General features: G+C 52.7%; 9 protein-coding genes and 1 other annotated feature. Of the genes, 6 read left to right on the forward strand and 3 right to left on the reverse strand.

Translation table 11 applies throughout. From position 1 onward, the window contains the following. Positions 1-34: 34 nt before the first annotated feature. Both M891_RS0104315 and M891_RS0104320 read right to left on the reverse strand, forming a co-directional pair. Positions 35-949 carry an AraC family transcriptional regulator gene (locus tag M891_RS0104315; protein ID WP_028537949.1) on the reverse strand — a complete coding sequence of 305 codons (915 nt, stop codon included), beginning with the start codon at positions 947-949 and terminating at the stop codon, positions 35-37. A 97-nt stretch (positions 950-1,046) separates the two neighbouring features. Then, the gene (locus M891_RS0104320) at positions 1,047-4,067 is read right to left on the reverse strand and encodes a family 78 glycoside hydrolase catalytic domain (protein WP_028537950.1); all 3,021 of its coding nucleotides are present in this window, start codon (positions 4,065-4,067) and stop codon (positions 1,047-1,049) included. Between the two features lie 220 nt (positions 4,068-4,287). Further along, positions 4,288-4,599: a binding site (T-box leader), on the forward strand. Between the two features lie 52 nt (positions 4,600-4,651). Between M891_RS0104320 and ileS the strand changes: the two genes are divergently transcribed. Together ileS and M891_RS0104330 are read left to right on the forward strand one after the other, a co-directional pair. Beyond that, on the forward strand, positions 4,652-7,747 hold the full coding sequence (gene ileS, locus M891_RS0104325) for an isoleucine--tRNA ligase (protein WP_028537951.1): 3,096 nt from the start codon (positions 4,652-4,654) through the stop codon (positions 7,745-7,747). A gap of 133 nt (positions 7,748-7,880) precedes the next feature. Continuing rightward, the gene (locus M891_RS0104330; RefSeq protein ID WP_028537952.1) at positions 7,881-8,252 is read left to right on the forward strand and encodes a DUF5665 domain-containing protein; all 372 of its coding nucleotides are present in this window, start codon (positions 7,881-7,883) and stop codon (positions 8,250-8,252) included. Here M891_RS0104330 and M891_RS0104335 read toward each other — a convergent pair. Next, positions 8,239-8,976 carry a TraR/DksA C4-type zinc finger protein gene (locus M891_RS0104335; protein ID WP_028537953.1) on the reverse strand — a complete coding sequence of 246 codons (738 nt, stop codon included), beginning with the start codon at positions 8,974-8,976 and terminating at the stop codon, positions 8,239-8,241. The two genes, M891_RS0104330 and M891_RS0104335, sit on opposite strands and share 14 nt — an antisense overlap. Positions 8,977-9,185: 209 nt before the next feature. On the opposite strand from M891_RS0104335, the gene lspA reads away from it, so the two are divergent. The 4 genes from lspA to M891_RS24830 all read left to right on the forward strand — a co-directional run. Next, positions 9,186-9,680 (forward strand): signal peptidase II, encoded by a 495-nt coding sequence (gene lspA, locus M891_RS0104340; protein ID WP_036624676.1) that lies wholly within the window; start codon positions 9,186-9,188, stop codon positions 9,678-9,680. Continuing rightward, positions 9,677-10,624 (forward strand): RluA family pseudouridine synthase, encoded by a 948-nt coding sequence (locus M891_RS0104345; RefSeq protein ID WP_028537954.1) that lies wholly within the window; start codon positions 9,677-9,679, stop codon positions 10,622-10,624. Before lspA ends, M891_RS0104345 begins: the two co-directional genes overlap by 4 nt. Before the next feature lie 190 nt (positions 10,625-10,814). Continuing rightward, the gene (locus M891_RS0104350) at positions 10,815-12,068 is read left to right on the forward strand and encodes an LL-diaminopimelate aminotransferase (protein WP_028537955.1); all 1,254 of its coding nucleotides are present in this window, start codon (positions 10,815-10,817) and stop codon (positions 12,066-12,068) included. A 212-nt stretch (positions 12,069-12,280) separates the two neighbouring features. Next, on the forward strand, positions 12,281-12,436 hold a 156-nt coding region (locus tag M891_RS24830), incomplete at its 3' end, for a transposase (RefSeq protein ID WP_028537956.1).

Consider the following 12,436-nt stretch of genomic DNA (forward strand, 5'->3'; position numbering starts at 1 on the left):
TGGCTTCTACGAGGGAGTGCCAAATGGCGTTTTTTTATTTGTGTTCAAGCGGTCGATCCAGGCTGGCTTGCCGTCGGTATTCGGTAGGAGAGACGCCGGTCGATTGCTTAAAGAGGGACAGAAAATGCTTCTTATCTGTGTAACCCACTCTCTTCATAATCTCTATCACTGGAAGCCGGGTGGAGGCCAGCAGCTCGCGGCTTCTCTCGATTCTTTTGCTCCGGACGTATTCGTGAAAGGTACAGCCGGCATACTGCTGGAACAAGCGACGGAAGTGACGTTCGCTCAGATGAGTTGCAGCAGCAAAACTCTGCGCGGATAATTGCATTGCATAGTCTTTATCGATCCGGCGCAGGACTTCTTCCATGAACCGATTTTCCGGCTCTGCGGCAGAGTTGGACTGGAGGCGCTCCAGATGACGTTCCAGCATGACGGCCAGCTCAATAAATCGGCTGTACAGTTGAAGGAGATACCCCGGCTTTCGTTCGGTAAACTCACGGTAGGCAGCGCGAAACCAAATACTCCACGGACTGCCTCCCTCCCTCAAGTGCAGCCACCCCGGAGAGGAGGCCCTAGTTCCCTCGAACAAATACGGTCTGGAGCGGCTTAACTCGTGAAAGCCGGGCAGGTGTTCCAGGCATGCGAGCAGCTTGCTCGGCTCAAATAAACAGTTGTAAACGATTAGCGGATGACGAGATCCCGCATGTCCGGGGCGAAACACATGTCTCGTTCCGGCGGGGAGCAGAAATACATCGTTTTTGGTGACGCGCACAACCTCCTCATCGATGAAATGAAACCCTTCACCTTCATCCACGAGCACAATTTCCACGAAACGATGGCTATGCATCTGCAAATCAAAGGTCTCTTCGACCCGGTTAAAGTAAAAAGGTAAGGAGTCCGTAAAAAAATCAGCCCCGTCCAGTACCTTCTCCCCTCGGTATAAAGACAACGGTGATCCCTCCTACGCTGCGGTTGCCCCTATTATAGTGTCAGCTCCGGCAAGGGTCAATTTGAAATCGGCTAAGCCCATGACAAATACAACATGCCTATGCTGAAGCGACACGAATATGCTCAATCACAACGTCAACCTCGCTCGGGGACTGAACCTCGATCTCGATGGCTTCTGGAGAAACGATCCGCAAGTGCATCCGGGGCAGGCTGGGTTGCGCTTGATTTTCCTCTGCTGCAACGGCTGCAGGGGATTTCAGACGCCAGGAAACGTCGATTCTGCCGCCGCCTGGAACGGGAACGGTGCCGCGCGCCCAGGTCAATCCGCCGCATGGCTGCGGTGCCACGAGCACTCGACTCCATCCGGGCTCCAGGCTGCGAACGCCGAGGACGTAGGCACCTAGGAAATAGGCGGGTCCCGCAGACCAGGCATGGCAATGGCTCCGAGTCAGCAGGTCGGCTTTGGCTCGGTTTTCCGTGAAGTTAGGATACATCTCCCAGCAGGTTGTCGCTCCCCAATCGATCATTTGCCCATAGCCCTGACGCATATCTTCGATCATGATATCCCATTTGCCCAGTTTCGCCAGCGCTTCGTAGTAGAAGAAGGACATAAACGGACTGCCAATTTGCACGAAGGAGCTGGGCGGATGCAGAATCAGTCGTTCAACGGAAGCAAGTCTGCGCTTCGCGAGCGTTGCGTCTGCCGTTTGAGCGGTTGCAGAGTTGGAGCTCTCGTCCTTAACCTGTTCGGGAATGCCGCACAACAGCGCCACAACTTGCGTCTGAATGCTGAAGATGTCAGAGCGCCGCCCATCCGTATGGATGCAATCGAGATAGGCTTGTTGTTCTTCCGACCATAAATGCTTGTTGATGGCGGCTGCCAAGCGGTTCGCCTGCTCCGTGTAGAACGCCTCCGCTTCACGATTGCCGAGAGCCGAAGCAATAGCAGCGGTGGACATCAATGCTTTGACCAGGAACATGTTCTGGTGTGATACGATCCCGTCGTTCGGCTGGTCCAGCGGAGCCCAATCGAGCAGGTTCCAGCTGCGGATCCATAGTAATCCCCGATCATCCAGCCGCTCTAAATAATGCTTGAGCGTATACTCGATATGGGGGAAAATATCCGCGGCAAAGGATTTGTCCCCATTATAGCGATACAGCTCCAAGCAGGCGATAATCCAGAAGAATGTCCAGTTCGGAATGACGCTGTTCCATCCGCTCGGCACTTGGTCGGCGTAAAACGGGGTCTGGAACTTGGAGCCGGGAACCAATCGCAGGCAGCGTTCGACGATCCGGTCAGCCCCAAATAAATAATAGTTGATCAGCGCTTCATTCCGGGCATCGCCGACCCAGAAGGTCTGCTCGTACATCGGACAATCAACAAAAGTATCCTCCATACATAGCCGGGTCGTATGTTGGCTGATCTGCCAAATGTCATTTAGGCGCGGATCCGATGACTGGAACTGCCCAACCTCAGCGATCGGATAATTGCTTTGCAGCATGCGAATATAGCAGATGCGCACAGGAACCGTTGCGTTTCGTACGGTGACCTGGCAGTATCGCAGTCCACGCCGCACTGGAGACGTGTACCGCTGGCGTCCCCCGGCGCAGATGTAGCGAAGCGTATGGTCCAATCCGTAAGTATCCTGGCGTCGACCTTCATGCATAAACTCGAATCCGTAAAAATCAAGGATCGCCCCCTCCGGCGCTTCAACTTCGAACTCTAAATAACCTGACAGCTCTCTGCCAAAGTCGATCACAAATTCGGTATCTCCATCGGGATACCAAGGGACCTCCGCCAGCTCGAAGCTGGGAATCACCGCTTGTTGCAGCGTGTTTGGAATCGCTAAAGGGACTTCATCCCTTTTCCACACGGAAAGGATAAAGACATCTTCCTGGCTGACCAGCGCCTCGGGAACCGGACGGAGCCAGTTCGCAAACGGTACAAGTCCTGCCGCATCTGCGATCTCTCGGGCCCGCAAATAGTCGGGGTGCGCCGGATTCATCGGAGGATTTGGTTTATGGTCGTAACGGATTCCGCCGTCAAAGGGACCAAGGGTAACAAAGACGGACGAATCGTCTGCTTGAGCGTTTGAGTGTGCTTGTATGAACGTTAGAGGCGATAAGAACTCCAGCGGCTTCTCGGCATCCACCGCAAAATGATGCCCGCTTCCGTGCGTCCCTCCGCTGACGTCGATCAGCAGGAGATGATCTCCCGGATCAAGCTCAAGGCGGAGAAAGCGTTCGGGAGCTTCACCTATTAATGACTTCTCATCGTACCAAACCCCGTCCAGACTGCAGCCCCGAAATGTCCCGCCCACATCGATCAGCCCCAGCGTAGCCGTACATTTCAACGGACAACGCACCACGGTAGCGAGCAATCCGAGAAATTCGGCTGGGTTCGCCGTGTCGGTACTGTCCTCGAAAAATTGATTTCGCAGGTCAATAGCCGCCGTATATTGAACGGGCTTAACCTTGCTCAAGCGTTCGATGCGCCGAGGATATACAGTTTCTTCCGTCAAATAGGGAATGTCCCGGGGAACCGGCATTCCCCAAGGCTCGCAGCCTGCCGGGCCGATGACCGCGGCTGGTTGCCATTCCGGGCCAGGCTGGTAGTCCGGTTGAATCCAGTTGTCGTCCCACAATCGCGCGTCGATCTTCTCGGCGAAAGCATGCTGACAGGACATTCGCGGGGAACGGCTGTCATGGCCTGAATGCACCACAGTGAACCACGTATCGTCTGTTGCTGCTAGGATTTGTGGGCTGCTACCAAGCTCCAATTGGGCCAGCAAGCCCCCGCGTCCCCGCAAATAATAGAAGTTGCTGATTCCAAAATGCATCACCATGACGGCGATGACGTTCGTTTGTCCTGGTCTCAGCAAATGGCCGATGTCGTATTCATCATAAGCCAGCATAAACGGCCAGGAGCGCGGAGGGCCTTGACCAATCCGTTGTCCGTTTACGTACAGGACGTATCTGGAGTCCGCCGTAAGCTTGATCACTGCTCGCCCGCTGTTGGCTGCCGTCCACGCAAACGTTTTGCGGAAGCAACGCCACTCGTTACGCGGGCTGGATTCACCGGAATGCCAAATCCATTTTCCTTGCCAGAGGGTCTCCATCGGTATGCTCGCTCCTTCTCACACGAAAATGTAATCCCTTTCATTATAAAAGAGGCACCTGAGGAACAGGGGAGGGGGAAAACGTACGAAAGAGGGGGATTCCGGACATTTCCAGGGCAATGATGAATTGTCTTCTAGGCAAAAAAACAGGTTGAGGGCAGGATGTTGACATGAGGGAGGCAATAAGATATAACTATTTACATATTGTACTTGCATAAAGAATCATTCGATGATGGGACCAGTACGCCGTGATGTTGTTCCCCAGAGAGTTGGCATCCTGCTGAAAGCCAACGTTCAATGCGCGGACGGAATATCCTCCCGGAGAAGCAAGGCTGAACTTAAATGTGATTCAAATGCCAACATTTTGAATCTCTGCTTAGTAAGCTTTGCCGGTTGTCGGCCGTTATACCGACCCCATATGAAGCGTATGGGATCAAGGTGTCATGCCTAAGATGCGGCTCGTCCTTCGGACAGCTGTGTTTATCAAGCATGAAACAAGGGTGGTAACGCGAGCTAATGCCTCGTCCCTTCTAGGGACGGGGCTTTGTTATTTTTACAGGTTGATTAAAGAAAGGAAGAGAAGTATGAAGAAGGTTGACGTCAAAGAAAATGCGCGGGCTCGCGACCTGCGGATTCTGGACAAATGGAGCCGCGAAAATACGTTTAAAAAGAGTATCGAAAATCGGGCGGGCCGGCCGAATTACGTTTTTTTTGAAGGACCGCCTACCGCTAACGGCTTGCCGCATATCGGTCACGTGTTAGGCCGCGTCATCAAGGACTTCGTTGGCCGCTACCAAACGATGAAAGGCTATCGCGTTGTCCGCAAAGCGGGCTGGGATACGCACGGATTGCCGGTCGAGCTGGGCGTAGAGAAGGAGCTTGGCATCTCGGGCAAGCAGGAGATCGAGAAGTACGGTATCGAGGATTTCGTGAAAAAATGTAAAGACAGCGTGTTTGGCTACGAAAAGCAATGGCGGGAATTTACCGAAGCGATTGCGTACTGGGTGGATCTCGACGATCCGTACATCACCCTGAACAACAGCTACATCGAAAGCGTGTGGAACATCCTGGCGACGATCCACGACAAAGGCCTGCTGTACCGCGGCCATCGCGTCAGCCCGTATTGCCCATGCTGCCAAACGTCGCTCAGTTCCCACGAAGTGGCGCAAGGGTATGAGGATGTGAAGGATCTCAGTGCCACAGCGAAATTCAAGCTGACCGACACCGGCGAATATGTACTGGCTTGGACGACCACGCCTTGGACACTTCCGTCTCACGTGGCACTGGCTGTGAATCCAGACATGGAATACGCCCGTGTACAGCAGGAAGACGGTGTATATATCGTTGCGAAGAACCTGGTTGAGAAAGTCATGAAAGGCGATTACACGGTATTGTCGACGCACAAAGGTTCGGAATTCGTTGGCAAAACCTATACGCCGCCGTTTACCTACATCAAAGCGGATAACATTAACGTGATCGTTGGTGCTTCGTTCGTTACGGATGCCAGCGGTACAGGGATCGTTCACATGGCACCGGCTCACGGGGAGGACGACTACCGCACTTGCCGCGAGAACGGCATCACCTTTGTCAGCGTTGTGAACGGTCAAGGCCGCTATACGGACGTGGTAACCGATTTCGCAGGCCGTTTCGTCAAGGACTGTGACCTTGACATCGTTAAGATGCTGTCCGAGCAAGGAACGCTGTACAGCAAAGAGAAATACGAGCACAGCTACCCGCACTGCTGGCGTTGTAAATCGCCGCTGCTCTACTATGCGATGGAGAGCTGGTTTATCGAAACAACAGCCATTAAGGATCAGCTGATTGCCAACAACAATTCCGTGGACTGGTATCCAGGGCATGTTCGTGAAGGCCGCTTCGGGAAGTTCCTCGAAGAGCTGGTCGATTGGAATATCAGCCGGAACCGCTATTGGGGGACGCCGCTGAACGTGTGGGTTTGCCCGGATTGCGGCGGACAATTCGCTCCGCACAGCATCGCCGAGCTGCGGGAGCATGCGGTAGGCCATGTCAGCGAGGATTTGGAGCTGCATAAACCGTACGTTGACGAAGTGAAGGTTCATTGCCCGCATTGCGAAGGCGGCGTGATGGAACGGACGAGCGAAGTCATCGACGTTTGGTTCGACAGCGGTTCGATGCCGTTTGCGCAGCATCATTATCCGTTTGAGAACCAAGAGACGTTCGCGGAGCAATTCCCGGCAGATATGATCTGCGAAGGGATCGACCAAACGCGCGGCTGGTTCTACAGCTTGTTGGCCGTGTCCACGCTGTTCACTGGCAAAGCGCCTTACAAAGCCGTGATTGCCACCGGCCACGTGCTGGACGAAAACGGGCAGAAAATGTCCAAATCCAAAGGCAATGTCATCGATCCTTGGGAAATTATCAACGAGTTTGGCACGGACGCGTTCCGCTGGGCACTCTTGTCCGACAGCGCGCCTTGGAACAGCAAACGGTTCTCCAAAGGCATCGTAGCTGAAGCCAAATCGAAAGTCGTAGATACGCTGGTGAACACCCATGCGTTCCTGACGCTGTATGCCGGGATCGACGGCTATAAACCGGAAGAGCATGCTTACCGTCCTTCCGAGAATAAGCTGGACCGCTGGATTCTGTCCCGTCTGAACAGCTTAATTCAAGTGGTCGACAAAGGCCTGGCGGTGAACGACTTCGTGAACTCCTCGCAAGCGATCGAAGGATTTATCGATGAGCTCAGTAACTGGTATATCCGCCGTTCCCGCGACCGGTTCTGGGGCAGCGGCCTGAACGATGACAAATTGTCCGCTTACCAAACGCTGACTCACGTATTGCTCACCCTATCCAAAGTGATCGCGCCGTTTGCGCCGTTGATCGCTGAGGACATTTTCACCAACTTGGGCGGCGGGGAAAGCGTCCACCTGGCCGATTATCCGCAAGCGGATGAATCGCTGATCGATCTTGCACTGGAGCAAGACATGGAGAGCGCACGGCAAATCGTTGAGCTGGCCCGCAACGTCCGTAACGAGAGCGGCATCAAAACGCGTCAGCCGTTGTCCAGCCTGATCGTCTCCATGGACCGGGAGTTTGCGGTGAGCGAATATGAAGACATCATCAAGGAAGAGATCAACGTCAAAGCGATCGACATCGAAACGAGCGACAGCGGTTTTGTTGATTTCACATTGAAGTTGAACCTGAAGGTGGCCGGGAAGAAATACGGTAAAAACGTCGGCTTCCTGCAAGGCTACCTGAAAAATCTCGCGCCGGAGCAAACCCGCGCCATCGTGGAGCAAGGTCAATTTTCCGTGACTTCGCCGGAAGGCGAAGAGCTGACGGTCACTGCGGACGAATTGCTCGTTGAGAAACAAGCGAAGCCGGGTTACGCCTCCGCTTCCGGTTACGGCTTAACCGTTGCGCTGAACACGGACATCACGCCGGAGCTGGAACAAGAAGGCTGGGTGCGTGAAGTCGTCCGCGCGGTGCAGGATACCCGGAAGAAGCTGGATCTGCCGATCGAGAAACGGGTACACCTCACCTTGGATGTTGACGATGAATTAAAAGCAGCCATCACCGCATTTGAACATGTGCTGCGTGAGAACGTCTTGATCACGGACGTCGCCTTCGGCAAGCCGCAAGGCCAGGCTGAAACGGTAGATCTCGGCAGCAAAACCATCGCGATTTCAATTGATGCGTAAGTACCTGAATGGAGCTTTTCCAGGAAGGTCATAATAATAGCAATTGAAGCAAACGAGCCTGCGCTCTCCTGTAAAAGGGGAACGGGCTCGTTTGTGTTTTGGGATACACTGGGGAGCAAAGGATGGGTTGTTCATGATTCGTCGAAAACCGAGGCCTGAACCTGCGGCACCTGCGGCGCCTGAGGCTGCAGAACCTTTGCCGAATACGCCGGAGGAGCAGATGAACGCCGTATACCGTCTGACCTTGAAGTGGACCCGGCAGTTAGAGAAATCGCGGATCACCGAGTACACCCAACTGCTGAACCGCCCGTGGCGCATGGTTTGGCTAAGCCTGTTGTCCGGAATTGCCCGCGGGGTGGGAATCGCGATTGGGTTTACTTTTTTTGCGGCAACGATCATCTACGTCCTGCAGCTCTTGGGGGCACTGAACTTACCGATCATCGGCGATTATATCGCGGACATCGTGCGGATTGTGCAAAGACAGATGGAGCTTAATACGTATTAGGTCCGGTTCCGAGCGAATCCTCGCTGTCCAAATGCTCCGTGGCACTCATATGTTTCCGGTAAACGCCGTTGCGGTAAAAGCAAACATTCTTGCCATAGATATCTGTGGCAACAAAGGATTCGTAAGGCTCCACAAATCCATCGAGCTCATCGGAGGCTTCGATTTCCATATCATTATAATCATCGATTTCCCGATCCTCGGCCATCGCCGGTGAATTCGAGGTTCCATAGCTCTCAACGATTTGCCAAGCATCCTCCCCGTCAAAGCCATTCTGATCCTCGCGTTCATCCAAGCTCGTGCGGCCAAACGGCGGAGATAAGAAGATTTCCTCGATCGGCCGTTTGGCGGATACGAACGATTGCGGACTGTGATCTTTACAATACGCTGTTTCCGGGATGGCGCGGAGCCGTTCATAGCTGATCGGCTTGCCGCACGTTGCGCAGTAGCCGTAGCTGCCATCCTCGATTCGTTCAAGTGCATCCTCAACCCGGGCCAGATGCATTTCATGATGCTCGGTCAGGGCCAAATCTTTGCCCCGTTCAAAGACTTCGGATCCGAGATCCCCGGGGTGATTATCGATCTGGCTCAGCTCATTGGTATTATCGCGCATCGATTCATTCATTCCATAATGATCATTGTCCGATAATTGCTCGGTTAAAGCAGACTTGGTTTCCTGCAGTTTCGCGGTAAGCTCCGCGAGCTGGGCTTTCGTTAAATGCGGCATGTGGTTGCTCCTTCCTTCCTGCATCTAGAGCGGTGATTGTAACGTCTCTCCTAGCGGTATTTTGTGCAGAACCATGACGAAATACCTAAGGAAAATCCTTTCGCGCATGGACGGGCCATTTCCGGCTGTGCTACAATATACAAGGCTTAGAAGAGGAATATCCTGCCGCTTGGTGCGAGCGGGAAATGAAAAACGAGGTGACGGACCGCGTGGTATACTTTTTGATTGCATTAATCGTTTTTCTGGTGGATCAAGGCACGAAATATTGGATTGCAACCGGAATGACGATCGGGGAACAAATCCCGGTGATCGGCAACTTTTTCTTGATTACCTCCCATCGGAACCGCGGCGCGGCGTTTGGCATTTTGCAGGATCAACGCTGGTTTTTTATTGTGGTGACTACGGTTGTGGTGCTTGGGATCATCTGGTATTTGCTTAAAATAAAAAATCAACCCAACAAAATGCTGCCGGTAGCGTTGTCTCTGGTACTTGGCGGAGCCATCGGCAATTTTCTCGATCGTGCCGTCAGTGGGGAAGTCGTTGATTTTCTGATGTTTAATTTCGGTTCGTACACGTTCCCAATTTTTAACGTTGCGGATTCTTGCATCGTTATTGGCGTGGCGCTGATCATTTTGGATTCACTGCTGGAGCTTCGCCGGGAGAAGCAAGCCGCAACACCACAGGAGCATGAGGAAAACGTATGAGTTTGGATCAAACGCTAGAGGATTTTGAAGAAGAGAAGCTTGAGTGGGTGGCCGGACCGGCTGACGCGAAAGAGCGAATCGATAAATTTGCAAAAACGCAGCTGGGCGAAGAGTTCTCCCGCAGCCAGATTCAGCTGTGGATTGAAGCGGGGAACTTGGTTGTAAATGGGGCGTCGGTGAAAGCCAATTACAAGCTGGCCGAAGGCGACCGCATCGTACTGGTGATTCCGGAGGCAGAGCCTACGGAAATTGTACCGGAAGACATACCGCTGGACATTTATTATGAAGACAGTGATGTGATCGTCGTTAACAAGCCGCGCGACATGGTCGTGCACCCGGCACCGGGACATACTTCCGGCACGCTGGTGAACGCCTTGATGTTTCACTGCAAGGATCTGTCGGGAATCAATGGCGAGCTTCGGCCTGGGATCGTGCATCGGATCGATAAGGACACCTCAGGTCTCATTATGGCAGCGAAGAACGATAAGGCCCATGCCTCGTTGGCCGCTCAACTGAAGGCGCATACGGTGACGCGGAAATATTATGCTTTGGTTCACGGCAACGTTAGCCATGACCAAGGCACAGTAGATGCGCCGATTGGCCGCGATCCCCATGATCGCAAGATGTATACAGTAATTGAACGGAACAGCAAGCATGCGGTTACGCATTTTCATGTGGTGGAGCGATTTGGTGATTATACGCTGCTTGAGCTCAAGCTGGAAACGGGACGTACGCATCAAATCCGTGTGCATATGAAGTTTATCGGCCATCCGTTGGTGGGAGACCCGCTGTATGGACGCAGTAAAGGGATCAAAATGGATGGACAAGCGCTGCACGCTGCTGTGCTCGGTTTTGAGCATCCGGAAGACGGGCGGTATTTGGAGTTTAGTGCACCGATTCCGGCGGATATGGAAGATGTGCTGCAATCGCTGAGAAATCGCTAAGCCATTGCTTAGATTTGGTGATTTAACCTATAGAATGTTCACCTCCAGGAGACAGCTTGATCAAAAAGTACAAACGATCAGGTGATTAATCCATTCTCTAAATGGGCCGAATTCCTGCATATTTAAAGTGCGAGTTCGAATCATTTGAGGATGGATTTTTTTATGAATACGAAGGAGATGGACGTTTACGATGAGTACGCTGAATGGACAGGAAACTTATATTCAACAACAATTTGCAGAGCGCATTGGCGGGGCGAACTACGGCAAAGATACCGCTATTTATAAATTCGAGAAAATCAAACGGGCGAAAGCGGCAGCGAAGAAGGATTTTCCCGATGTTGAACTGATCGACATGGGCGTCGGCGAACCTGATGATATGGCGGATGCCGGCATTGTGGCCAAACTGGCGGAGGAAGCGGCAAAACGCGAGAACCGCGGGTACGCCGACAACGGCATCGCCGAGTTCAAGGAAGCGGCGGCGAAGTATCTTCATGATGTTTTTGGCGTTGAAGATATCGATCCGGTTACGGAAGTAGTGCACTCGATCGGCTCCAAGCCAGCGATCGCTATGCTCCCTTCTTGCTTCATCAATCCTGGAGATATCACGATTATGACCGTGCCGGGCTACCCGATTATCGGGACCCATACGAAGTATTTGGGCGGCGAGGTGTATACCGTGCCGTTGACGGAGGAGAATGATTTCCTGCCGGATTTGGACGCGATTCCAGAAGAGGTCGCACGTAAGGCCAAGCTGATGTACTTGAACTACCCGAACAACCCGACGGGCGCGAGCGCGACGAAGGAGTTTTTTGCCAAGGTCGTGGACTGGGCGAAGAAATATCATGTCGTGATCGTACACGATGCACCGTATGCTGCATTGACGTATGACGGTTTGAAGCCGCTGAGCTTCTTGTCGGTACCGGGAGCAAAGGACGTAGGGGTCGAGTTGCACTCCTTGTCCAAGTCGTACAACATGACCGGGTGGAGAATTGGGTTTGTTGCCGGCAACCCGCTGATCATTAAAGCGTTCAGCGACGTGAAGGACAACAACGATTCCGGTCAATTTATCGCTATTCAGAAAGCGGCCGCTTACGGGCTGGCTCATCCAGAAATCACGGAGCGCATCGCCGAGAAATATTCGCGCCGCCATGAGCTGCTGGTGAATGCTCTGAATGACTTGGGCTTTAAGGCGAAGAAGCCGAAGGGTTCGTTCTTCCTCTATGTGCAAGCGCCAAAAGGCGTGGAAGGCGGACCAACGTTTGAAACGGCGGAAGACTTCTCACAGTTCTTGATCCGCGAGAAGCTGATTTCGACGGTGCCGTGGGACGATGCCGGCCATTACGTGCGCTTCTCCGTGACGTTTATCGCCGACGGGGAAGAAGAAGAACGCCGCGTCATTTCTGAAATCAAACGACGCCTTGGCGATTTGAAGTTTATTTTCTAAGAAGAATAAAATGGACCATAATGATTCGTTTATAATGCCTCTTGGGTTTGATCCCAAGGGGCTTTTTTTATGGCTTTAGCCAGTTGAGCTCGCGAAGCGTGCGAAACAAAAAACCACCCGCTATGCGGGTGGAGGAACGAAGGTTTGACCAACTAGACCATTCCCATAAAATTGAGATGTTCAGGCTCAATAAAAGAAAGGAATGGTCTTAGATGGCAAACAAGAGCTATAGTTTAGCTCACACGAAGTGGATGTGCAAATACCATATCGTGTTCACCCCGAAGTATAGACGGAAAGAGATCTATAATCAAGTGAGGAGAGATTTGATCGAAATATTTAAGCGTCTGTGCAAATACAAGGGAGTGGAG

The organism is Paenibacillus sp. J14, from assembly GCF_000518465.1.
GTDB lineage: Bacteria > Bacillota > Bacilli > Paenibacillales > Paenibacillaceae > Fontibacillus > Fontibacillus barengoltzii.

Bases quoted from the DNA above. Each gene is read 5' to 3' on its own strand.
- ileS (WP_028537951.1), top strand. From the start codon at position 4,652: ATGAAGAAGGTTGACGTCAAAGAAAATGCGCGGGCTCGCGACCTGCGG.
- M891_RS0104345 (WP_028537954.1), top strand. From the start codon at position 9,677: ATGAGTTTGGATCAAACGCTAGAGGATTTTGAAGAAGAGAAGCTTGAG.
- M891_RS0104335 (WP_028537953.1), bottom strand. From the start codon at position 8,976: ATGCCGCATTTAACGAAAGCCCAGCTCGCGGAGCTTACCGCGAAACTG.
- M891_RS0104350 (WP_028537955.1), top strand. From the start codon at position 10,815: ATGAGTACGCTGAATGGACAGGAAACTTATATTCAACAACAATTTGCA.
- M891_RS0104320 (WP_028537950.1), bottom strand. From the start codon at position 4,067: ATGGAGACCCTCTGGCAAGGAAAATGGATTTGGCATTCCGGTGAATCC.
- M891_RS0104330 (WP_028537952.1), top strand. From the start codon at position 7,881: ATGATTCGTCGAAAACCGAGGCCTGAACCTGCGGCACCTGCGGCGCCT.